Origin of the sequence: Acinetobacter sp. YH12152 (assembly GCF_013418285.1) — a bacterium.
GTDB lineage: Bacteria > Pseudomonadota > Gammaproteobacteria > Pseudomonadales > Moraxellaceae > Acinetobacter > Acinetobacter amyesii.
In genome coordinates this window covers 1-23,574 of sequence record NZ_VPCH01000046.1, presented here as the reverse complement: position 1 = coordinate 23,574, position 23,574 = coordinate 1, and the positions used below count along the sequence as shown (strand labels likewise).

The following is a 23,574-nucleotide window of genomic DNA, read 5'->3' as shown; positions in this document are numbered from 1 at the left end:
TTATTTGGAATTATTGGTCTTCACGATTTGATCAAAGACGCCACCATTTTCAAAATGTTTTTTCTGTACTTTGCTCCAACCACCAAACTCTTTATCAATCGTGACGAGTTTTAAAGGTTTAAAAACATTTTTATATTTTGCTAAAACTGCCGCATTACGTGGACGATAATAGTTCTGTGCGGCAATAGTTTGACCTGCAGGTGAGTACAGATAATTTAAATACGCTTTGGCTAAATTTTCATTGCCATCTTTCTTAGCATTTTTTTCTACAATCGCAACAGGTGGCTCGGCCAAGATAGAAAGTGAAGGGGTCACAATCTCAAACTTACCCGGCTGTTCACGAACTGCCAAATGTGCTTCATTTTCCCAAGCCAATAGCACGTCACCAATGCCACGTTCAGCGAATGTAGTTGTTGCACCACGTGCGCCTGAGTCGAGGACTTTGGTTTGCTTATAAATTTGACGGACAAATTCTTGGGCTTTTGCATCATTACCACCTGCTTGATGTTTTGCCCAAGCCCACGCTGCTAGATAGTTCCAGCGCGCACCACCCGATGTTTTTGGGTTCGGGGTAATAATGTCGACACCCGGTTTAATTAAATCGCCCCAGTCTTTGATGCCTTTCGGGTTGCCTTTATGTACTAAGAACACAATGGTCGATGTATATGGCGTTGAGTTTTGTGGGAATTTCTTTTGCCAGTCTTTTGCAACTAAACCACGTGCAGCAATTTCATCAATATCTGCAGCCAAGGCCAAAGTGACGACATCGGCATCTAGACCATCAATAACAGCACGAGCCTGTTTACCTGATCCACCATGAGATTGTTTAAAGTTAATGTCTTGGCCTGTGGTTTTTTTCCAGTAAACACTAAAGTCTTTATTGAAGTTGTCATACAATTCACGGGTTGGATCATATGACACATTTAAGAAATCTTTGGCAGATGCACTGAATGCTGTGGCAGAAATGAATGCAGCCAAAACCCCAAGTTTTAATTTAGATAGATTCATGTTGTCCTCAATTTTTATACATGTTTTGTTGGATGAGGCAAGAATATCTGTAGTTTTTATGCAGAAAAAATAATTAAAAAAGAATTTAATATGAACAAAAAAGAAATATATGCTGAATGATTATTTTTTAAAATAAAGTGATGTAATTGGGATGACGACGTATGCAGTGTTTTAAAAATGCGCAGCAAATAGAACAAGTTAATTTACTTGATCGAGCCTTTCACTATGGCGATGGCTGTTTTAGCACGGCACGTATTCGCCAAGGACAAATAGAACTATTAGCTTTGCATATTGCACGATTAAAACTGAGCAATGAGCGATTAAAGCTAAATGCAGATTTAAGCCTCATTGAAGACACTCTAAAATTGTTACGTAAACAAGATGTCGTCAATGGCACTTTAAAAATTGTGTTGAGTCGTGGTATTGGTCAGCGTGGCTATAGTTTACCTGAGCACCCAGCAGATGTTTGGGTGTTTTATTACCCCAAAACCGTTGCAGATTTTGAGTACGAAACTGTCGAAAGTGGTGTATTACATCAAGCTATTGGGTTAACCATGCCAAGTTTGGTGGGCTTAAAGTCCTTAAATCGATTAGAACAAGTCATGCTCAAAGCAGAGTTGGATCAAACCCCATGGGGCGAAGCTTTGGTGACGGATGTACAAGGTACAGTTGTTGAAGGTGTGAGCAGTAATTGTTTTATTCGCACAAATGAAGGATGGATTACGCCCGAACTTCGTTATAATGGCGTGCATGGTGTCATGCGTGCAGAAATTTTAAAACGGATGCAGCAGCATCAAATTCCATGTACTCAACGTCACGTCAATATGGATGAAATTACGCATTTTCAGAGTGTTTTTTTCTGCAATGCTTTAAGTCCCATGAAAATTGCATCAACTCTGAATGGAGTTGAGTTAGATGTTCAAGCTTGTATTGAACTTTTCCGAACACTTCAATTAAGTCAGATTCGTTAATATGTCCACCGCGTCTAAAAAAACAAATAAGAAAAAATCTGCCACAGCAGGTTTTCCATTTAAAGCATGTTTGGTTGTGCTACTTGGTATCGTTGTACTTGTGGCGATTTTACTGTGGTCGAGTTTATTTAAAGCCTATCCCGTGGAAGGAAAAAAGCAAATGTTGGCGATTGGTGCAGGGGATACCTATTCAGGATTTATTGACCGACTGGCCAAAGAGAAACAAGTTAATTTTCCTATTATTTTGAAGCTGTACCAAAAGTTCATGATCAATGACACCCTGAAAGCGGGTGTATATGAAATCCATGAAGGCATGAGCGTACGTGAAGTCATGAAACTGATTTCTAACTCTGAAAATGCGCAAATGAATCGAATTTTAGTGATCGAAGGGACGACATTTAAGCAACTCATAGATGCTTTAAAAAATGACCCTTTGGTGACACATGACATCAGTCATTTACCATATGCACAAATTTTAAAAGAACTCGGTATTCCGTATTCGCACCCTGAAGGCTTATTCGCACCGAATACATATTTCTTTGCAAAAGGCGAGTCTGATCGAAAAATTTTGAAGGATTTGTATAACCGACAAATTAAAGCCTTAGATCAGGCTTGGACTAATCGAGCTCAAAATTTACCGTATAAAGATAAATATGAAGCCTTGATTATGGCGTCGATTATTGAAAAAGAAACCAGTCTTGATCGTGAGTTAGAGCAAGTATCAGGGGTGTTTGTCCGTCGTTTGCAACAAGGCATGCGTTTACAAACGGACCCTACGGTTATTTATGGCATGGGCGATAAATATCAAGGCAATATTACTCGCCAAGACCTACGTACACCTACAGCATATAATACTTATACGATCAATGGCTTACCGCCTACACCGATTGCTTTGCCAAGTCAAAAAGCTATTGAAGCCGCGATGCATCCAGATGCGTCAAATAACATTTATTTCGTGGCAACAGGTAACGGTGGTCATAAATTTAGCAGTAATTTGTCAGACCATAACCGAGCGGTACAAGAGTATTTATCGGTAATTCGTGCGAAAAATTGAGGAGTGAGCATGTTTATTAGTTTTGAAGGCACGGAAGGTGTGGGTAAAACCACATTGATTCGTAAACTACATGAGCATTTCCAACACTTAGCGAAAGATGTGGTATTAACCCGTGAGCCGGGTGGTACTCCCATGGCAGAGCAAATTCGCTCATTGTTGCTTTCAGTGAACCACGAAGAAACTATGAGTAATGATACTGAGTTATTGCTGATGTATGCGGCACGTGCGCAGCATTTAGAAGCCGTGATTCTGCCGGCGTTGGCTGCAGATAAAATCGTTTTATGTGACCGTTTTACAGATTCGAGTTTTGCATATCAGTGTGCAGGTCGTGGTTTGGACCGAGAAAAACTGAAAGTTTTAAATGACGGTTTTGTGGCGCGTATGCCAGATATTACCTTTTGGTTGGATGCTCCAATTGAAACGGGGATGTTACGTGCACGTGAACGTGGTGCTTTAGATCGTTTTGAGCAAGAGAAAGCAACTTTCTTTGAAAAAGTGCGTTCAGGTTTTGCTGAAATTCACGAAAATGAACCTGCACGCATGAAGCGCCTCGATGCGACGCAAACACCTGAAGAGGTTTTTCAACAGGCATTATTGCATTTGCAACAGATTTAAAATGCCATAGTAATCTTTGGGTATTTGATTTAAAAATCATTCATAGCATAAGTTATGGATGATTTTTTTATGCATGCTACAAAACAGGAGATTATCAATTTCCTTAAGACTGAATTTGCGCCAAGCTTAAAGCATTGCACTATTGTAGAAGTTGGAGAAAAGGCTGCCACTTTAATTTGGCATGTGACTGAAAAAGATTTGCGGCCTGGCAATACTGTTTCAGGCCCGACTATGATGACTTTGGCGGACTTTGCGCTATATGTGGCTATATTGGGGGAGATCGGGATTGTAGGACTGGCGGTCACGACCAATATGAATATTAATTTTTTAAGAAAACCCGAAGCCAATCAAGATTTAATAGGCGAGTGTCGATTGCTGAAAGTGGGCAAAAGTATAATTTATGGTGAGGTGTTGGTGTATTCAGCAGGTGTGGATGAGCCTGTTGCACATATAACAGGGAGTTATTCTATTCCACCAAAACGAATATAAAGGCTCAATTGCATTTGCTGATTCAAATAAAAAGCCGAATTTATATTCGGCTTTTTATGGTTTTTAGACATTTTAGATGTTTAAGAAACCAGTTCTGTATTCACCAATGGACATTCCACTTGGAAATCGGGTGGACTTAACACAGTTTTACGTAGTTCGTCTGCTTGTTCAGGATAGTCTAAAGTGAAATGCAGACCACGAGACTCTTTACGTTCCATTGCACAGCGCACAATCATTTCTGATACCAATACTAAGTTACGGAGTTCAATCAGATTTTTACTGACTTGATAATCTTGATAATACTCGGTGATTTCACGCTTAAGCATTTCAATACGATGGAGCGCTCGTTGAAGCCGCTTGGTCGTTCTGACAATGCCCACGTAGTTCCACATGGTTTGGCGAAGTTCATCCCAATTCTGCAAAATCACCACATCTTCGTCAGGGTTGGTCACTTGCGAGTCATCCCATTCAGGGACATGAGGGGCCTGATAGGTTCCCTGATACTGTGCTTTGATATGCGCTGATGCACTCATGCCATAGACGAAACATTCCAGTAAGGAATTACTCGCCATACGGTTTGCACCATGTAGGCCGGTATATGAGGTTTCCCCAATGGCATATAGGCCTGGAATATCGGTTTGACTATTTTCATCGACCACAACGCCACCACAGGTGTAGTGCGCAGCAGGAACCACCGGAATCATTTCTTTGGTGATATCAATGCCGAGTTCCATTAAGCGTGCGTACAATGTTGGAAAATGTTCTTGGACAAACTCCGTAGGTTTATGGGTGATATCAAGCCAAACATGACGGATTCCTAGACGTTTGATTTCATAATCAATAGCGCGCGCTACGATATCGCGTGGTGCTAATTCGGCACGCTCATCAAAGCGCAGCATAAAGCGTTCACCATCTGGAAGACGTAAATAGGCACCTTCGCCACGCATCGCTTCAGTAATTAAGAAAGAGCGAGCTTGAGGATGATATAAACAGGTTGGATGGAATTGGTTAAACTCCATATTGGCAACACGGCAGCCTGCACGATACGCCATGGCAATACCATCACCCGTCGCAATGTCGGGATTTGATGTATATAAATATGCCTTCATGGCACCACCACAGGCAAGGGCAGTGAACGGTGCTAAAAAGGTATGTACTTTTTCGGTTTTTTCATCTAAAGCATACAGACCGAGAGCACGGTTTTCAGCTTCAGGATTTAATTTTTGTGCGGTGATTAAATCGATTGCAATAAAATTTTCAAAAATATGAATATTGGCTTTTTCTTGCGCACGTTCAACCAATGTTGTGGAAATAGCACGACCTGTGGCATCTGCTGCATGGATAATCCGCCGGTGAGAGTGACCACCTTCACGTGTCAGATGTAACTGTTCTTGGTCGTCTAAAGTAAATTGCACACCCTGATTCAGTAGAAAATCGACAGAAGATTTACCACCTTCAACGGTTTGTTTTACCGCTGCCATTTCACATAAATGCGCACCGGCAATCATGGTGTCATTGATATGTTGTTCAATAGAATCTGTTTTATCGAGGACGGCAGCAACACCACCTTGGGCATAATATGTACTGGCATCCGTCAGCGTCGATTTAGCTAAAACAGCAATATTAAAATGATCTGGTAACGATAGGGCTAAACTTAGGCCTGCACCGCCACTTCCCACAATAATCACATCAAATTGATGTGTCGTGTTTAAATTAGACATGTCCATCAGCTAATTTTAAAAATGTCCGATCATCACAACTGTTTTTGCCTAAAAACGCAATGACTATAAATTAACTAAATAATGAAAAATATTCATAGATCTGTAATATTTAAGGAATGTTTAAGATTGTTTATCATAAATAATCATCAAACATTTTATTACGAAGCTTAGACTTGCATTGTGATAAAAACTAACGTATTTCAAATGATAAGCACAATTGAGTGAATGCTAACAATGAATAAATCGTATTTACAAAAGGGACTCTATGCAGCTGTGTTTACGGTTGCTAGCGTGCAGACTCAGGCAGCGGGTCCTGTTGATTTTTCCAATTTGGTTGAACAAGTCAGCCCAGCTGTCGTAAGCGTGAATGTGGTTAAAAAGCTTAGTCAAGAAGAGCTTTTGCAGCAACAAGTCCCAGAAATATTACGACGCTTTTTCGGTAATCAGGTCGTTATCCCGCAGCAAAAAATGCCGCAAGAAAAGACCGGTTATGGAAGCGCATTCTTTATTAGTAAAGATGGTTATCTATTAACTAATCACCATGTGGTAGAAGATGCATCGAAAGTCACCATCGTATTGAATGACCGCCGTGAAATTGATGCTACCGTTGTGGGTAGTGATGAGCGGACTGATGTGGCTTTGCTAAAGGTGAAAGGTTCAAATTTTCCAGAGCTACGCACAGGTAATGTTGACCGTTTACGTGTAGGTGAGCCAGTGTTGGCTATTGGTTCACCATTTGGTTTTGACTATTCAGCTTCGGCAGGGATTGTCAGTGCGAAAATGCGCAATATGATGGGAGAAACCTCGGTTCCATTTATTCAAACCGATGTGGCATTGAACCCCGGAAACTCAGGCGGCCCTTTATTTAACCAGTCTGGTGAAGTGGTTGGGGTGAACTCTCGTATCTTTAGTGGTACGGGTGGTTATATGGGTTTATCGTTCTCGATTCCTATTGATGTGGCGATGGATGTTGCAGACCAATTAAAGAAAAACGGCAAGGTGACACGTGCTTACTTAGGCGTTATGCTGCAAGATATCGATCGGAATCTTGCTGAATCCTATAACCTTTCAAAACCTGAGGGCTCATTGATTACTCAAGTTGCACCGAATTCACCCGCAGCAAAAGCTGGCTTTAAAGCGGGTGATGTCATTTTGAAATTTAATGGTACACCGATTTCACGTACTGGCGAACTACTGAATTATCTCAATCGTACAGGTCCTAATCAAAGTATTCAGCTTGAAGTATTACGTGATGATAAACGCCAAAACATTTCAGCAACCTTGATCACTGCACCAGATGATACGCCTGCAAAAGCTGAAATTGCACCTGTGAAAAAAGGCCCGGTGATTGGGGTGTCAATTCGTAATTTAACTGCAGATGAATTAAAGCAACTGAGTGTGAAAGGTGGTGTATTAATTCAAGATGTACGAGCTAGTGGTATTGCTGCACAAGCGCGAATTCAGCCGGGTGACGTTGTGACTCAAGTTAATAATAAAGCTGTGAATAATGCAGAAGATTTTGTGAAAGTTATTTCAGAATTGAAAAATGGCAGCATTGCACGTGTTTCTTTGATTCGTCAGGGACAGCGTGCGATTGTGGGCATGCGTATTCAGTAATGAGTTACTAAATGAAAACCACTCCAAGCGAGTGGTTTTTTAACTTTAGCGTTTTTGCAATTCACCCTTAGATAAAAATGGGTAGACTGTGGGCCACAATTTAAAATTTGCAGGACGCTATGAGCGATATCTTTGATTTAAAAATTACAGTTCAAGCTGAACATATCGACACATTAAATCATGTGAATAACGTGGTGTACGTCAGTTGGATGCAAGATGTCGCGACAGCACATATTGAAGCTTTGGGTTTAGGCTTAAAAGAATATATTGAATTGAAGCATGCTATGGTCGCTGTTGAGCATCATGTGCAATATCGTAAAGCAGCGCTCGAAGGTGAGGAGATTATTTTACGAACTTGGCTAAATGATATCAATGCATTGTATTCTTTTCGGCGGTACGTATTTTATCGCCCTAAAGACAAAGCGATATTATTTACAGGCAATACACAGTGGGCATGCATTGAAATTGCTACAGGCCGTCCAAAGCGCATGTCGCCAACATTTACCCAAGCTTATCAACCCATCGCAGATAGCATAAATCCGCTTGATTTTAGTACTTATGATTTCTGATTTTTAATTGAATCCTCATATTAAAGCGAAGACTAGTTAAGTTTTACACGCAGGAAAAGTGGTTAGCATGAAAGCAATGCATTATTTTCGATACTTTGAAAAATCCATCTGCTATAATCCTCGGCAATTTCTATTCGGCTTTTGCTATGCATAAAGAATTGCATGCATAGCGCTTTTATTTTTCCAAGGTAGCCCATGGCGCAAGCTAAAAAATCTGTTGATATAAAAAACATTCGTAACTTCTCGATCATTGCGCATATCGACCATGGTAAGTCGACGCTTGCTGACCGATTTATTCAAACTTGTGGTGGCCTGCAAGATCGTGAAATGCAGGCACAGGTTCTAGATTCTATGGAATTAGAACGTGAGCGTGGTATTACGATTAAAGCTACGTCTGTGACTTTGTATTACACTCATCCTAACGGTGAAGAATACCAGCTTAACTTTATTGACACACCTGGGCACGTTGACTTTTCTTATGAAGTTTCACGTTCACTTGCTGCATGTGAAGGCGCATTATTGGTTGTCGATGCTGCACAAGGTGTAGAAGCCCAGTCTGTTGCTAACTGCTATACAGCAATTGAACAAGGCTTAGAAGTCCTACCTGTTTTAAATAAAATCGATTTGCCGCAAGCAGAGCCAGAGCGTGTTATTCAAGAAATTGAAGACATTATTGGTATCGAAGCGACTGAAGCACCTACATGTTCAGCTAAAACCGGTCTAGGCATTGAAGGGGTGCTTGAAACACTAGTCAATGTCATTCCTGCACCCGAAGGCGATCGTAATGCACCATTACAAGCCTTAATTGTTGACTCTTGGTTCGACAACTATTTGGGCGTGGTTTCTTTAGTTCGTATTAAAGAAGGTCGTGTGCGTAAAGGCGATAAAATGTTGATGAAATCAACTGGTCAAACGCACATCATTACTTCAGTAGGTATTTTTAATCCTAAACATACAGAAACTGACATGCTCGAAGCAGGTGAAGTTGGTTTCGTGATCGCGGGTATTAAAGATATTTTTGGTGCTCCAGTTGGTGATACGATTACCTTGGCAACTACACCAGAAGTTGAAAGCTTACCGGGTTTCAAAAAAGTGAAACCACAGGTCTATGCAGGTTTATTCCCAATCGATTCAAGTGAATTTGAACCGTTCCGTGAGGCGCTGCACAAACTGCAAATTAATGACTCCGCATTATTCTTTGAACCTGAAAGTTCAGATGCACTTGGTTTTGGCTTCCGTTGTGGCTTCTTGGGTATGCTGCACATGGAAATTGTACAAGAACGTTTAGAACGTGAGTATGATCTGGACCTGATTTCTTCAGCACCAACCGTAATTTATGAAGCGGTGATGAAAAATGGTCAAACCATTTATATCGACAGTCCTTCTAAAATGCCTGATGGTTCAACAGTTGAAGACTTACGTGAGCCAATTGCTGAATGTCACATTTTAGTACCGCAAGAATACTTGGGTAATGTGATGACTTTATGTGTTGAACGTCGCGGCGTTCAAAAGAATATGAAGTTTATGGCGAACCAAGTGGCCATTACGTTTGAAATTCCAATGGCTGAAGTAGTGATGGATTTCTTTGATAAATTGAAATCATGTTCACGCGGTTTTGCATCGTTAGACTATAACTTTGTGCGTTTTGAGAGTTCATCTCTAGTTAAGGTAGATGTGTTAATCAACGGTGAAAAGGTTGATGCCTTGGCCATGATTTGCCACCGACAAGATGCTCGCCATCGTGGTATTGCACTTGTGGAAAAAATGAAAGATTTAATTCCACGTCAAATGTTCGATGTGGCTATTCAAGCAGCGATTGGTGCACAAATCATTGCACGTTCAACTGTAAAAGCGATGCGTAAAAACGTATTGGCAAAATGTTATGGTGGTGACGTGTCACGTAAGAAGAAACTTCTTGCGAAACAAAAAGAAGGTAAGAAACGTATGAAACAAGTGGGCAGCGTCGAAATCCCACAAGAAGCGTTCCTTGCTGTATTGAAAGTAGAAAGATAATAAATAGAGGTTTATGAGCTCATGGATTTTGACTTTAATTTGATCCTTGTTCCTGCCACAGTCATTTTTTTCTTAATTTGGCTGTTGGATAAGTTTGTCTGGAAGCAACGGCAGACCAAAGGTAAAGGGAATGAAAATGTCGTTATCGCATGGGCTTATGATTTCTGGCCGATTCTAGCGATAGTCTTGGTGATGCGTTCATTCTTATATGAGCCATTTAATATTCCATCTGACTCTATGGTTCCAACCTTAGAAACAGGTGATTTTATTGTGGTGAATAAATATCAGTATGGCGTACGTTTACCTATCGTCAATAAAAAAATTCTTGATGTCGGTGAACCTGAGCGTGGTGATGTCATTGTATTCCGTTATCCACCACAACCAACCATCAGCTATATTAAACGAGTGGTCGGTTTACCAGGTGATCATATTATTTACGATCATGGTCAACTGAGTGTGAATGGTCAAAAGGTGGCAAAAGTTCCTGTAGAATTTAGCCGTGAAAAAGATCAACTTGATACACCTACATCGATTTATCATAAAGAAACCATGGGTAAGCATACGTTTACCATGCGTGAGCTTGAAGGCGTCAATGTTGCGCGCCAAGCACCATTTATCAACTATGTTGAAAATGGTAAATATTCAACAGAAAATGGTTTATATTGGGAAGTTAAGGTTCCTGAAGGTCACTATTTCGCGATGGGGGATAATCGCGATCAAAGTGCGGACAGTCGTTTTTGGGGCTTTGTGCCTGAAGAAAACCTCACTGGACGTGCTTTTTACAAGTGGATGCATAAGGAACCTGGTTTAAAACTGCCTTCATTTAGTCGTAATGGCAGTATTGATTAGTCTTACATCAGGAAAATAAAATGAGACATCAACGGGGAACGTCTTATATTGCAATTTTAATTGCTGTGATTGGTTTTGCTTTTTTAGCTAAAGCTTTAATTGCGGTTTGGGGACCGTATGTTGACGATCGTCTCGTCAACAATGAAATTGAAGAATTGATGAAGAGCAGTCCTAAAAATATTGCTCCGAGTAAGTTTGAGTCACAAATGTCACAGCGTTTAGATATGAATGGTGTACGTGATTTAAATTTTAAAGATATTGCTCAAGTCACTAATGTAGATGGTCTACAAGTGAAAACAGATTATGAAATAAGAAAACCTTTCTTATTGAATATTGATATTGTGTTGAAGTTCGAGAAAAGTTTTGATCAAAGCTCAGTCCAAGCTAAATGAAGCTCGTTTAGCAAGTCGTATCGGTTATCAGTTTAAACAACCTGAATTGTTACAACTGGCCTTGACCCACCGATCGGTGAGCCATAAATACAATTATGAACGCCTAGAATATCTGGGCGATTCATTATTGGGTATGATAATCGCCAATTATCTGTACCATGCCTACCCGCATGAAAATGAAGGGCGTCTAACGCGTATGCGTGCGACACTGGTTCGTCAGGAAGCGCTAGGAAAAATTGCCAATGACTTAAAACTCAGTCAAGAATTAATCTTGAGTACAGGTGAGTTGAAATCTGGCGGTCATCATCGTGAGTCTATACTTGCGGATACCGTTGAATCGATCATTGGTGCAATCTATGTCGATTGTCAGGATTTAAAAATTCTGGAACCGATTGTTCTTAAATGGTATGTGCCATATTTAGATCATATTGAACCAACTGATCAACTGAAAGATCCTAAATCACGTTTGCAAGAGTATTTACAAGCACGTAAAAAACCTCTCCCGGTTTACGAGGTTGTAGATATTCAGGGTGATGCTCCGAACCAACATTTTAAAGTTGAATGTACAGTCGAAGGGCTCCCTGTTAAATACGGTGAAGGTTCAAGCCGTCGCTTTGCTGAACAAGCTGTAGCGGCAGAAATCTTAGAAATTTTGGAGAAAAAGTCTTAATGACTACTCATTCCGATCACGTAGATGCTGATCACGAGTCGCAAGGCGACAGTAACGATTTAATTAGTCAGTTTTTTAGTGCACAAGGCACTGAAATCCCTGCCGATTTTAAAAGTGGTTTTGTGGCGATTGTTGGTCGTCCAAACGTGGGTAAATCAACGTTGATGAACCATATTTTGGGTCAAAAACTTTCAATTACGTCTCGTAAACCACAAACGACGCGTCATAAAATTGTGGGTATTGACTCACGTGAAAAGTCTCAAGCGGTATTTGTTGATACGCCTGGGATGCACAAAAAAGAAGTTCGTGCCATCAATAAAATGATGAACCGTGCGGCGCATTCTGCACTTCGTGATGTGAACTTGGTTTTGTTTGTGATTGATGCAGACAAATGGACACAGAATGATGATTTAGTGTTAGAGAAGCTAAAAAATGCCGATATGCCAGTTATTCTTGTGATCAATAAAATTGATACGCTAGAAAACAAAAACCATGCATTACCCTTGATACAAGAACGTGCGAAATTAATGAATTTTGCAGAAATTGTTCCTGTATCAGCGTTACGCGGTGCAAATTTGGATCATTTGCGCAGTACGATTGAGAAATATCTGCCGTTCCAACCACCACTGTATTCACTTGAGCAATTGACTGATCGTTCAGAGCGTTTCCTTGCATCTGAAATTATCCGTGAAAAAATCATGCGTCAATTGGGTGAAGAGCTGCCTTATGATTTAACCGTTCAAATTGAGTCGTTTAAAACAGAAGAAGCAACAATTAATCCAAAAACAGGTCGTCCTAAAGCGGCGTGTACCTATATTGATGCGACGATTTTTGTCGATCGCTCTGGCCAAAAAGCCATTGTTATTGGTGAGAAAGGTGCCAAACTGAAGAAAATCGGTATGGATGCACGTGTGGATATGGAAAAAATGTTCGAGCAAAAAATCATGCTGACACTTTGGGTGAAAGTCAAAGGTGGTTGGTCTGATGATGAACGTGCATTGAAAAGCTTGGGTTATAGCGATATTTAATTGCTAGACATTTAAAACTTTGAGGGAAGAGTAATGATGAAAGTATTAGCTGTAGTGGCATGTGTTTTGTTTCTACAAGGGTGTATTCATAAAATCGTTACTGTTCCTGTCAAAGTGGCTTATAAAACCACAAAAGGCGTGGTCAAAGGGACCGCTGCAGTTGTAGGTGCAGTCATTCCAGATGGGGGTGATGATGAAGAAGACGAAAAGAAAAAGAAAGACAAGGATTAATATCTTAAATCATGCGTAATGAGATACTGCATGGTTATTTAATTCACCATCGTAAATATCGTGAAAAAAGTCATATCGTGCACTTGTTTACGCAGGAGCATGGCCGAGTTGATGGTATTCTCAGGCAAACACCTCCGCCTCAGTATCAACCGATCTGCTTGCAAGCCTCCGGCAAGTCTGAGCTTAAAAATTTCAGTAAACTTGAAATTGTAAATCAACCCATATTCTTTTATGGGGATGCTTTTTTTTCAGGTTTTTATTTGAATGAAGTCTTATTGAGGTTATGTCCCTTAGAGGTCGAGATGCCAGAGACATTTGCTCAATATGCGCATACCTTAGAACAACTCCAATGCATGTCTGCGCAAGAAAATCCTGACCTGTTTTTGCGACAAATCCTTAGACAGTTTGAGCATGAGCTACTTGAAGAGTTGGGTTATGCGCTGGATTATTCAACTGATGCAAATCAACAGCAAATTCAGCTTCATGAAAATTATCAATTTCATTTAAATGAAGGTTTTCAACCTGTCATTAAAGCCTCACGCGCAACATTGTCAGGTCAACATATTTTAAGTATGTGTGATTATGAAAAAGGTGGGGAATTTAATTCTGAACAGTTACAATTACTGTCTAAGTTGTACCGACAAATGATTACTTCCTTGCTTGGCGATCGTCCATTAAAAAGTCGTCAATTGTGGATACAGAATTCTCAAACTCAACGTCATTAGGAAAGAATTATGGCAGCTTTGCTTGGTGTAAATATTGACCATGTGGCAACACTACGAAATGCACGTGGGACAACTTATCCAGATCCTGTGAATGCCGCAATTATTTGTGAGCAAGCGGGGGCGGAAGGGATTACGCTACATTTACGTGAAGATCGTCGCCATATTAAAGATGATGATGTTCGTCGTATGCGTTCTGTATTAAAAACCCATATGAATCTTGAAATGGCAGTGACCAATGAAATGGTTGAATTTGCCAAAGAGATTCAGCCGCATCATGTATGCTTTGTTCCTGAAAAGCGTGAAGAAGTCACGACTGAAGGCGGTCTAGATGTTGTTGGGCATTTTGAAGATGTAAAAAATGCGACTCAAGCACTCGCAGCGATTGGTTGCGAAGTTTCATTATTTATTGATGCTGACTTTGCTCAAATTGATGCGGCGATTGCCTGTGGCGCGCCAACGATTGAGTTGCATACAGGTGCATATGCAGATGCTGAAACACCTGAAGCGCAGAAAGCAGAGCTGGAGCGTATCATTCAAGGTGCTGAATATGCGGCATCTAAAGGATTGATTGTGAATGCTGGTCATGGCTTAAATATTGAAAATGTCACTCCAATTGCGCGCATTGCGCAAATTCATGAATTGAATATTGGTCACTCGATTATTGCTGATGCTCTATTTATTGGATTGGCACAGTCTGTGAAACAAATGAAAGCTGTGATTAAAGCCGCACGTTAATTTTTTAAGTAAAGTATATGTCAAATATTGATTATGATGCCCTAATGAAGCCAGTCATTGGCTTCTTGGGGTGTGAAACACCAAAAGCATGGCTAGATGAAGCTTTAAATAATTTGGATATCCTAATGCAGGATCATGCCAATTGTGAAAAGAAAGCTGCAAGTACAGCAATGAATTTGATGTTTCGTTATAGTTTTTTCTCTGATTTACAAATCAAACTAGCACAGCTAGTTCGTGAAGAAATGCTGCACTATGAGCAAGTGCTGGAACTGATGGCAAAACGTGGTCAGGAATGGACTGCAATCAGTGCTGGTCGGTATGCAGGTGGTCTACGCAAAGAAGTACGGACTTATGAGCCAGAAGCGTTAATTGATATCTTGGTGATTGGTGCATTCGTTGAGGCACGGTCATGCGAGCGTTTCTATGCGCTTGCACCACATGTGGATGAAGAGTTGGGGCGTTACTACCGCTATTTGCTAAAGTCTGAATCACGCCATTATGAGGACTATTTAGCATTAGCTATGGACGTAGCGACGACCAATAAGCTAAAGAACCCGAAAGAAGATATTCAGATGCGTATTGAGCATATTCGTGAAGTTGAAAAAAATCTGATTAGCAGCCCAGATGAATTATTTCGCTTTCATAGTGGTGTGCCCGTTAAAGCAGCCTGATAAAAGAGTCCTCCAGAATGGGGGATTTTTTATGCATATAAATCAAGTGATAATAAGAATTATTTACAATATGCTTGGGTGAATCTAAAATGAAACGATCTCTATGAATCAAACAATTTAAGCTCTCTTATTCAATATGAAATTACAATTCACTTTACTCTGTTTCGCTTTGTGTGCGGTTGGTCAGGCTGAAGCGCATTATCCTTATGTTGCGCCTCTAAACTATCAAACATTTAATAATCACAGTGCCATTCTTTCAGGTTTTTATGACAATCCATTTGTTTCTGAAATAGCTATTAAAAACTTTAATTTCCATGTGCATACACCGTCAGGTGATAAGCTACATTTAACGGAAACTGATTGGGCAAAAACGCAAACAGTCAGCAGCTATAGTTTAGAAAATAAGCAAGATGGCACGTATCGTATTCGCGGTGAAAAGCAGGGAAGTACAGCGCGTTTTGCTTATGATCAAAAGCAGTGGAAAGCGTTAATCAATGGTGTGCGTGATCCTCAAAAAACTGCGAATGCAAATGTCATTTATACAGCCGAGTTGACTAAAAAGTCGCAAATCAAAAGTATTCAAACGCAGGAAATCATTGAAACTTTTGTATCACGCCGTGCAACCTCTACACATGTGGTGAATCATTTACATGATGGCTTTGATGTGCAATTTAAAACCCATCCAAATGCTATAAAGCATAATGAGCCTGTGCAACTGAAAGTGCTAGATCAGAAAAAAGCGGTTGCGGGTTTACAGGTTGAAATTTTGCAGCAAACCACGGATTACAGCCGTGAAGGAAAAGTTTATAAAACGCTTAAAACTGATCAAGATGGAAATTTGAATTTTAACCTATCAGATCGTGGTCAGTATTTGCTGAAAATGGATTATCAACAGCCTTTTGAAATGAAGGAACACGCATTAAAACGATATAAATATACTTTGAGTTTTAATGTGATTTAAAGAGAAAAAGCTCTGCGATTTGCGGAGCTTTTTTATGAAAATGATTTAGCTATCTTTAGGTTCAAGATAAAACATCGATAAACCTATCAATAAAATTAAACTGGTTTGAGTGAAAAAGTGTTTATTAAAACCACCATAATATTGCTGCGAATAGCCTGCAATCAGTAAACAACCCGTTAAATAAAGCAATCGATAATATCGGCTCTCAAAACAATAACAGACACTTGCAAAACATAAAATCAGGCAGCCAATCACCATATAATGGATATCCCAAATGATGGTGTTGATTGCAAATAAAAGTGCTGAAAGTGCGCCGATAGATAAATTACGCAGGCTTTCAAACCCTTGAAAAATGTGCATCAAAGCTAATATGAAGAATGGCAATAGAGCAAGTGCATATTTTATTCTTATACTGTTTTGCGTCATGAGCATAAAATTTTGCTGTTTCTCAACAATGGGGCTAGTACTGATGCTTAGCCTAAGCCATTGCAGGGTTAAGTGTTCAGGGATGTTGGCTTTAACTAAAAATTTGAGACTGGCTTGCGGTGGAATAATATAATTTTCTTGGAATTCATGGCCATAAAACATCCATGACTTATTGGTCTCTAGTGTGTGATATTGCGTATTTTTTTGAGTTGAGATGTTAAAAAGTTGTCCAGTTGCATTTAACCCAGCTTTCATACATGGTGTTTCTTTCTCGTGAACAATACATAACGGCAGTACCGAAATTTCAAGATCTTTTCGAGTTTGTTGCTGACCTGCAAAATCGATATGAACATATAACTGATCAGATTGGTTTTGCAGCGTAATCGGTGTGCTTGACCAATATAGTCCTTCTGTCATCTCGTTCAATACAGATTCAGATATTTCGGGAATAGTATTGTGATTTTGAAACTGCTGAGGTGGAATCAACCATTGTAGCTTGCTGTCAAGAAGGGTGTTCGATTCACTATTATATAAATTGGGTGGTGTTTTGAAATGTTGCTCAATTTCACTTTCGGGTGTGCAGCTCACCAAATAAATTGCAAATGGGCTGATAAAAATTAAAAGAAAAATGAATGCAGTGAGATAGTGTTTTAAGGCAGTTTTATTTGATTCAGCATCAACTTGAATGAACATTTTTTTATTTTAATGACAATGACTTATAGATTATATGTAAATCATAGTCATTAAAAAAGCCCATTTAAATAAATGGGCTTTAGAATTTGGCTCTCCAACCTGGGCTCGAACCAGGGACCTGCGGATTAACAGTCCGTCGCTCTACCGACTGAGCTATTGGAGAATCTGAATGCGATTATAAGCAGATTTTGAAGAGGGTCAAGCTAAAAATACCAATATGAGGAGAAATGCGTGATAGATGTTTTTTATTTGAACAAAAAGAAGGATTTTTTAGAAAAAATGAATCTTAGGCTTGCAAAGAAAAAATTCAATTGATAGTCTGAATGCAACAACAGAGCGTTTAAACAGATGTTTAAACAGTGTGGATTTAAACCCAACTTGCCAGCACTAAAATGGCTAAACAGGAGAAAGCGAATGAATACGCTGACTATTTCTCAGATTTTTTCAAATTTTTCTTTTTACCAAGAAAACTATCTTTCCATTATCAGTAACCAAGAGCAATATCAAACACCTGTCGAAGGTGCATACGTTGACGTTTGGCCTTTGGGTCGACGTGACTTGGCATTGGGTGATTTATTACAACTGTGGTTTAGTGAAAAATGGTTGATCAACACGCCATGTCATTTACGTTTTGAACATCAAGATGATGGCCGTCGTGTGCCTTTGCAACGCAAGCAAGATTTGTATTTATACCAATTGGCCGGTAATGCGTTATCAGGCTCAAATCGTTCTAAAGTATGGTCTATTTCAGAACAACAAGAACTTCGTGTTGAGTTAGATAGTGCTTTAAAATATTACTGCTTCCAAAAGGGCAGTAATCGCATTGATCTAAGCGAAGGCCAATTAATTCGCGCCTTACATTCAGCAATTTAAGTTTGAATCATCATCTGCTCGCATTGAATTGCGAGCAGAAAAATAAAATATTAAGGACGTATAATCATGCAGGTTGCAGTTGCATGTGCATAAAGTTTGCCATTGTCATCAATAATTTTCCCTTCAGAAATCCCTAAATTTGTACTGATATTAATGACTGTTCCTATCGCTGTAAGTTCAACATCCTTTGGGATTGGGCGACACATTTTTATATTTAAGTCGATGGTGCCATAACCTACACCTGCCTCTAATAGCGTGTGAATGGCACAACCTGTCACCGAGTCGAGTACCGTAGCAGCAAAGCCACCATGCACGCCGCCTAGCGGATTTATGTGTCGTGCATCTGCTTTAGCCTTAAAGCTAATACTGCCCTCAGATACTTCATAAGGCTGCATAGGAATAGTTTCGCTAATACTTGCTGGAGGAATTTGGCCTTGCATCATTGCCTTTAAAATTTCTAGTCCAGTCATTTCTTTGATGTTCATTGGTAGATCTCTGGATAGGTTGGTTTTGTGGTTGTTCTGGGTTCTAAAATGAAACTTATTTAAATAACATAGCTGAAAATGTAAAAAGAATGCAAACCAAGGATTTGAATATGAAGGTTAGTTTTAGGTTTTATCGTTTGGTTTTTTAATATTTAAGTCGATTTGAAGGAAGTCAAATGGGCTGGATGAGCTTTGTTATTTAGTTTGAACCGCGAAAAAAATTGATCAAAAGCGTGTTGAAGTGAAGAGTATTAATTTATTCTTTTGATGAGTATAAAAAACCCGCGATATTCGCGGGTTTTTTTTGATCTTTAGATCAAATTATTTTTCAGCAGCAATTGAAGCAATCGCAGCGTCTACGCCTTCGATTGAGTCAGCAGCTTTCTTAATACGTGCAAGCGCATCTACAAGAACTTCGTCTGCAGTTGCATAAGAAATACGCATATAACCACCTAGACCGAACGCATCACCAGGAACTACTGCAACACCAGTTTCTTCCAATAACCATGCAGAGAATTCTGTGCAAGATTTTAAACCTTTTGCACGAATCAATGGACGGATGTTTGCGTATGCATAGAATGCACCATCAGCAGGAAGGCAAGTAATACCGTTGATGTCGTTCAAGCCTTTCACAACTAGGTCGTGACGGCGTTTGAATGCTTCAATCATTGGCTCAAGGACGTCTTGAGGGCCATTCAATGCAGCTTCAGCAGCAACTTGTGAAATAGAAGTTGGGTTTGAAGTTGATTGAGATTGGATTTTTTTCATCGCACCAATAAGTTTAGCAGGGCCCGCTGCGTAGCCAATACGCCAGCCAGTCATTGCATAAGCTTTAGATACACCGTTAAGAACGATTACGCGATCGTAAAGGTCTGGTGCAACTGTTGCGATGTTGTAGAATTCGTCGTCCCAACGGATTGGTTCGTACATATCATCAGAAGCAACTAAAACTTCTGGGTATTTACGTAGAACGTCAGCTAAAGCAAGTAATTCTTCTTTAGTGTAGATCATACCTGTTGGGTTAGAAGGGCTGTTTAGAACCACTAAACGAGTTTTGTCAGTGATTGCAGCTTCTAATTGAGCAGGCGTAATTTTGAAACGTTGGTCTTCACCACATTTCACGATTACAGGAGTACCTTCAGCAATGATCACCATGTCTGGGTAGCTTACCCAGTAAGGAGCAGGGATAATTACTTCGTCACCTTTATTTAACAAAGCAAGTGCCAAGTTAAAGAAAGATTGTTTACCACCACAAGAAACCAAGATTTGGTTTGCAGCGTAATCAAGGTTATTGTCGCGTTTTAATTTAGCAATAATTGCTTTTTTAAGACCTGGAGTACCGTCAACAGCTGTATATTTAGTGAAGCCATTGTTGATAGCAGCAATTGCAGCATCTTTGATGTGTTGTGGGGTATCGAAATCCGGTTCACCTGCGCCTAAACCAATTACGTTTTTACCAGCAGCTTTTAATTCAGCAGCTTTGTTAGTAACAGCAAGTGTAGGGGACGGTTTGATGCTATTTACACGATCAGACAGACGTACGTCCACGGCAGTATTCCTTCTTATAGGGATTAAAAAATAAAAAGCACACTATCTTAGCTTAAATGCACAGTAATGGGGAGTGGCAAAATCAACAATGTGCAAAAAAGTGTGATATTCCATCCTAACCCTATAATTGAGAAAATTTACATTGAGTTACTTAAATTTTTAATCAAATTTTATGGAAAAATCTTAAAGTCACGGATAAAAAAAGGCATAAAAAAGGCCACAATATGTGTGACCTTTTTAATTAAATTTTATACTTCAAATACTTTGCTTATTGAACAAAACGCGATAAATCTTCTTCAGGGCGAGCAGTTAGCACTTCTACACCATTTTTTGTTACAAGTAGCGTATGTTCGTACTGTGCAGACAAGCTATGATCTTTAGTAACGACAGTCCATTTGTCGCCAAGAAGTTTGGTTTTCCAGTCACCACCGTTCACCATTGGTTCGATGGTAAAGGTCATGCCTTCTTCTAAGATCATGCCTGTATTGGGTTGACCGTAGTGTAAAACTTGTGGTTCGTCGTGGAAAACAGTACCGATACCATGACCACAATATTCACGTACAACGCCAAAACGTTCTGATTCCACATATTGTTGAATAGCATTACCAATATCACCCATGGTTGCGCCTGGTTTTACCACCGCCATACCACGGTACATGGCTTCTTGAGCAACTTTACATAAACGGTTCGCTAAAATAGATGTTTCACCGCCTACGATATACATCATGTTGGTATCACCGTGGTAACCATCTTTAATCACAGTGACATCGATGTTTAAGATGTCACCTTTTTTTAACTTTTTGCTTTCAGATGGAATACCGTGACACACCACATGGTTCACTGAAGTACAGATCACGTGCTGGAACGCTGGACGACCCGGCGCAGCACCATAACCTAAACAAGCAGGAATAGCTTCTTGTTTGTTGACAATATAGTCATGACAAATCGTATCAAGTTCTAGGGTAGTCACACCTGGAACAATATGCGGTTTGATCATATCCAAAACTTCTGCCGCCAGTCGACCCGCGACGCGCATTTTTTCAATTTCGTCAGGCGTTTTAATTAATCGACGTGGAGCTTCGTAAGTACTGTTCATGATCTCTAAAAACTTTTGGAAATTTGTATGTGACTATGGTATAAATAGCCGCCCATTTTATCAAATGCTTTTTCGTGAATATCTTTCACGAGCTTTGTGCGATGGGGCAATAAAATCCGCACATATATCGACACATTTCTCTGGGTGCCTTTTTAGGTGGAGAATGCGGGTATATGGAGGCCTAACCCAAACTTTAAGGTAAAGAAAATGGCAGATTACAATGTAAGCATGCGCGACCTTCTTCAAGCAGGCGCACACTTCGGTCACCAAACACGTTTTTGGAATCCAAAAATGCGCGAATACATCTTCGGCGCGCGCAACAAAATTCACATCATCAACCTTGAGCACACTGTTCCTGCGTTAAATGATGCTTTGAACTTTGCTAACAACTTGGCTAGCAAAAAGAACAAAGTTTTGTTCGTTGGTACAAAACGTGCAGCTTCTGCAATCATCCGTGAACAAGCTCAACGTGCAGGTCAACCATATGTTGATCACCGCTGGTTGGGTGGTATGTTGACTAACTGGAAAACTCTTCGCCAGTCAATCAACCGTCTAAAAGACCTTCAAACTCAATCTACTGACGGTACTTTCGCTAAACTTACTAAACGTGAAGCTTTAGAACGTACTCGTGAGATGGAAAAACTTGAACGCGCTCTTGGCGGCGTTAAAAACATGGGTGGTTTACCTGACGCATTATTTGTAATCGATGTTGATCACGAAGCAATTGCAATTAAAGAAGCTAAAAACCTTGGTATTCCTGTTATCGGTATTGTTGATACAAACTCTAACCCAGACAACGTAGACTACGTTATTCCTGGTAACGACGATGCGATCCGTGCAGTTACTCTTTACGCTTCTGCTATGGCTGATGCGATTCTTGCTGGTAAAGAATATGCTCAATCACAAGCAAATGCACAAGCTAAAGGCGAAGAAGCTCCTGCTTCTGAGGCTTAATGCGTTTGACGTAAGCTTGTCATTTTTGCGACACGTGATGGTGGCAAAGTAAGCGTCATGTATGCAGACGGCCCAAGAGACAGCTCTGGGCCGTTTCTGTTCTAAAAAAGAATTCATTTTCTACCGTATTTAGGAGATTAACATGACTGCAGTTACAGCAAGCATGGTTAAAGAATTGCGCGATCGTACTGGTCTTGCAATGATGGAATGTAAAAAAGCATTAACAGAAGCGGGCGGTGACATCGAATTAGCGATCGACAACCTTCGTAAATCTGGTCAAGCTAAAGCTGCTAAAAAAGCGGGTAACATTGCTGCTGACGGCGCGATCACTATCGCTCAAGAAGGCAATAAAGCAATCCTTGTAGAAGTTAACTGTCAAACTGACTTCGTTGCTAAAGACGAAAACTTTGCTGGTTTCTCTGCTAAAGTTGCTGCTGCTGCGCTTGCTGCTGGTGTAAATGACGTTGCTCAAATTGCTGAATTGAAACTTGAAGATGGTGCTACTGTAGAAGAAGCTCGTATCGCGCTTGTTCAAAAAATCGGTGAAAACATCCAAGTGCGTCGTGCTCAAATCGTTGAAGGCGACAACCTTGCAGTTTACAAACACGGTTTAAAAATCGGTGTTGTAGTTGCATACGCTGGTGATGCTGAAACTGGTAAAGGTTTGGCTATGCACATCGCTGCATTCAACCCAGTTGCTGTAAACGAAGCTGGCGTTTCTGCTGAACTTATCGCTAAAGAAAAAGAAATTGCTGAAGCGAAAGCAATTGAATCTGGTAAACCAGCAAACATCGTTGAAAAAATGGTAACTGGTTCAGTTCAGAAATACTTGAACGAAGTTGTTCTTGAGAACCAAATGTACGTTATCGACAACGATAAGAAAGTTGCAGAAGTTCTTAAAGCAACTGGTACTACTGTTGCTAACTTCGTACGTTTCGAAGTTGGTGAAGGTATTGAGAAAAAAGCTGAACTTTCTTTCGCTGAAGAAGTCGCTGCTGCTCAAGCTGCTGCAAAATAATCTCTGATTATTTGTAGAAAAAAGCCCTCGTTTTAGAGTAATGCCAGTCAGTTAAGAGATTGACTGGCTTTTTCTTGGGTATTTTTGAGGTTTTCCTTTTACAACCCTTGGATAACTCCTCACTCTTCTCTCAGGTATAACATACCGATTAGATTTCTCCAT

25 protein-coding genes and 1 tRNA gene are annotated in these 23,574 nt (G+C 40.1%); 19 read left to right on the top strand and 7 right to left on the bottom strand.

Translation table 11 applies throughout. From position 1 onward, the window contains the following. Complete coding sequence (locus FTU83_RS13545) at positions 1-1,008, bottom strand: sulfate ABC transporter substrate-binding protein (protein WP_180063416.1); 1,008 nt, start codon at positions 1,006-1,008, stop codon at positions 1-3. Between the two features lie 161 nt (positions 1,009-1,169). Here FTU83_RS13545 and pabC point away from each other — a divergent pair, with 161 nt between their 5' ends. From pabC to FTU83_RS13525, 4 genes are all read left to right on the top strand, one after another. After that, positions 1,170-1,979 carry an aminodeoxychorismate lyase gene (gene pabC, locus FTU83_RS13540; protein ID WP_180003260.1) on the top strand — a complete coding sequence of 270 codons (810 nt, stop codon included), beginning with the start codon at positions 1,170-1,172 and terminating at the stop codon, positions 1,977-1,979. A gap of 1 nt (position 1,980) precedes the next feature. Next, positions 1,981-3,033: an endolytic transglycosylase MltG gene (gene mltG / locus FTU83_RS13535; RefSeq protein WP_180003258.1), complete on the top strand. Its 1,053-nt coding sequence runs from the start codon at positions 1,981-1,983 to the stop codon at positions 3,031-3,033. A 9-nt stretch (positions 3,034-3,042) separates the two neighbouring features. Beyond that, a complete protein-coding gene (tmk, locus tag FTU83_RS13530; RefSeq protein ID WP_180003256.1) occupies positions 3,043-3,648 on the top strand; it encodes a dTMP kinase in 606 nt (201 codons plus the stop codon). Between the two features lie 69 nt (positions 3,649-3,717). After that, the gene (locus FTU83_RS13525) at positions 3,718-4,137 is read left to right on the top strand and encodes a PaaI family thioesterase (RefSeq protein ID WP_180003387.1); all 420 of its coding nucleotides are present in this window, start codon (positions 3,718-3,720) and stop codon (positions 4,135-4,137) included. Between the two features lie 80 nt (positions 4,138-4,217). On the opposite strand, the gene nadB is transcribed toward FTU83_RS13525, so the two are convergent. Then, complete coding sequence (nadB, locus tag FTU83_RS13520; protein ID WP_180106870.1) at positions 4,218-5,864, bottom strand: L-aspartate oxidase; 1,647 nt, start codon at positions 5,862-5,864, stop codon at positions 4,218-4,220. A 228-nt stretch (positions 5,865-6,092) separates the two neighbouring features. On the opposite strand from nadB, the gene FTU83_RS13515 reads away from it, so the two are divergent. From FTU83_RS13515 to FTU83_RS13460, 12 genes are all read left to right on the top strand, one after another. Next, the gene (locus FTU83_RS13515; RefSeq protein ID WP_168378034.1) at positions 6,093-7,475 is read left to right on the top strand and encodes a Do family serine endopeptidase; all 1,383 of its coding nucleotides are present in this window, start codon (positions 6,093-6,095) and stop codon (positions 7,473-7,475) included. A gap of 119 nt (positions 7,476-7,594) precedes the next feature. After that, the gene (locus FTU83_RS13510; RefSeq protein ID WP_180106872.1) at positions 7,595-8,044 is read left to right on the top strand and encodes a thioesterase family protein; all 450 of its coding nucleotides are present in this window, start codon (positions 7,595-7,597) and stop codon (positions 8,042-8,044) included. 195 nt (positions 8,045-8,239) lie between these two features. Continuing rightward, on the top strand, positions 8,240-10,057 hold the full coding sequence (lepA, locus tag FTU83_RS13505; RefSeq protein ID WP_111883977.1) for a translation elongation factor 4: 1,818 nt from the start codon (positions 8,240-8,242) through the stop codon (positions 10,055-10,057). Between the two features lie 21 nt (positions 10,058-10,078). Beyond that, positions 10,079-10,906: a signal peptidase I gene (gene lepB / locus FTU83_RS13500; protein ID WP_111883978.1), complete on the top strand. Its 828-nt coding sequence runs from the start codon at positions 10,079-10,081 to the stop codon at positions 10,904-10,906. A gap of 20 nt (positions 10,907-10,926) precedes the next feature. Further along, positions 10,927-11,298, top strand: coding sequence for a DUF4845 domain-containing protein (locus FTU83_RS13495; protein WP_078192003.1), 372 nt, complete (start codon positions 10,927-10,929; stop codon positions 11,296-11,298). After that, the gene (gene rnc / locus FTU83_RS13490; protein ID WP_111883979.1) at positions 11,270-11,968 is read left to right on the top strand and encodes a ribonuclease III; all 699 of its coding nucleotides are present in this window, start codon (positions 11,270-11,272) and stop codon (positions 11,966-11,968) included. The genes FTU83_RS13495 and rnc overlap by 29 nt, the downstream gene beginning before the upstream one ends. Next, positions 11,968-12,996 carry a GTPase Era gene (gene era / locus FTU83_RS13485; RefSeq protein ID WP_180007638.1) on the top strand — a complete coding sequence of 343 codons (1,029 nt, stop codon included), beginning with the start codon at positions 11,968-11,970 and terminating at the stop codon, positions 12,994-12,996. Before rnc ends, era begins: the two co-directional genes overlap by 1 nt. A 33-nt stretch (positions 12,997-13,029) precedes the next feature. Beyond that, complete coding sequence (locus FTU83_RS13480; protein WP_180009944.1) at positions 13,030-13,227, top strand: NF038104 family lipoprotein; 198 nt, start codon at positions 13,030-13,032, stop codon at positions 13,225-13,227. Between the two features lie 8 nt (positions 13,228-13,235). Further along, the gene (recO, locus tag FTU83_RS13475) at positions 13,236-13,952 is read left to right on the top strand and encodes a DNA repair protein RecO (RefSeq protein WP_180010013.1); all 717 of its coding nucleotides are present in this window, start codon (positions 13,236-13,238) and stop codon (positions 13,950-13,952) included. 9 nt (positions 13,953-13,961) lie between these two features. Next, entirely contained in the window at positions 13,962-14,687 is a 726-nt protein-coding gene (gene pdxJ / locus FTU83_RS13470; protein WP_180106874.1) for a pyridoxine 5'-phosphate synthase, read from the top strand. A 17-nt stretch (positions 14,688-14,704) separates the two neighbouring features. Beyond that, positions 14,705-15,358, top strand: a complete 654-nt coding sequence (locus FTU83_RS13465) for a tRNA-(ms[2]io[6]A)-hydroxylase (RefSeq protein ID WP_078190322.1) — start codon at positions 14,705-14,707, stop codon at positions 15,356-15,358. A gap of 136 nt (positions 15,359-15,494) precedes the next feature. Beyond that, positions 15,495-16,319 carry a DUF4198 domain-containing protein gene (locus tag FTU83_RS13460; RefSeq protein ID WP_180009942.1) on the top strand — a complete coding sequence of 275 codons (825 nt, stop codon included), beginning with the start codon at positions 15,495-15,497 and terminating at the stop codon, positions 16,317-16,319. Between the two features lie 45 nt (positions 16,320-16,364). Here FTU83_RS13460 and FTU83_RS13455 read toward each other — a convergent pair whose 3' ends face one another. Next, the gene (locus tag FTU83_RS13455) at positions 16,365-17,438 is read right to left on the bottom strand and encodes a hypothetical protein (protein WP_180106876.1); all 1,074 of its coding nucleotides are present in this window, start codon (positions 17,436-17,438) and stop codon (positions 16,365-16,367) included. An 87-nt stretch (positions 17,439-17,525) separates the two neighbouring features. Further along, positions 17,526-17,601, bottom strand: a tRNA-Asn gene (locus FTU83_RS13450). A gap of 251 nt (positions 17,602-17,852) precedes the next feature. Between FTU83_RS13450 and FTU83_RS13445 the strand changes: the two genes are divergently transcribed. Further along, positions 17,853-18,311: a hypothetical protein gene (locus FTU83_RS13445; RefSeq protein ID WP_180007643.1), complete on the top strand. Its 459-nt coding sequence runs from the start codon at positions 17,853-17,855 to the stop codon at positions 18,309-18,311. A 50-nt stretch (positions 18,312-18,361) separates the two neighbouring features. Here the strand turns inward: FTU83_RS13445 and FTU83_RS13440 are convergent, their stop codons facing one another. The 3 genes from FTU83_RS13440 to map all read right to left on the bottom strand — a co-directional run bounded on the left by FTU83_RS13440 (position 18,362) and on the right by map (position 21,440). Beyond that, positions 18,362-18,796, bottom strand: a complete 435-nt coding sequence (locus FTU83_RS13440) for a PaaI family thioesterase (RefSeq protein ID WP_180106878.1) — start codon at positions 18,794-18,796, stop codon at positions 18,362-18,364. A gap of 321 nt (positions 18,797-19,117) precedes the next feature. Next, the gene (locus FTU83_RS13435; RefSeq protein WP_111883988.1) at positions 19,118-20,344 is read right to left on the bottom strand and encodes a pyridoxal phosphate-dependent aminotransferase; all 1,227 of its coding nucleotides are present in this window, start codon (positions 20,342-20,344) and stop codon (positions 19,118-19,120) included. Between the two features lie 268 nt (positions 20,345-20,612). Further along, positions 20,613-21,440 carry a type I methionyl aminopeptidase gene (map, locus tag FTU83_RS13430; protein ID WP_168378021.1) on the bottom strand — a complete coding sequence of 276 codons (828 nt, stop codon included), beginning with the start codon at positions 21,438-21,440 and terminating at the stop codon, positions 20,613-20,615. 207 nt (positions 21,441-21,647) lie between these two features. Between map and rpsB the strand changes: the two genes are divergently transcribed. Together rpsB and tsf are read left to right on the top strand one after the other, a co-directional pair. Then, complete coding sequence (rpsB, locus tag FTU83_RS13425; protein ID WP_078190314.1) at positions 21,648-22,394, top strand: 30S ribosomal protein S2; 747 nt, start codon at positions 21,648-21,650, stop codon at positions 22,392-22,394. Positions 22,395-22,536: 142 nt separating this feature from the next. Next, on the top strand, positions 22,537-23,412 hold the full coding sequence (gene tsf, locus FTU83_RS13420) for a translation elongation factor Ts (RefSeq protein WP_180106880.1): 876 nt from the start codon (positions 22,537-22,539) through the stop codon (positions 23,410-23,412). Positions 23,413-23,574 lie beyond the last annotated feature (162 nt).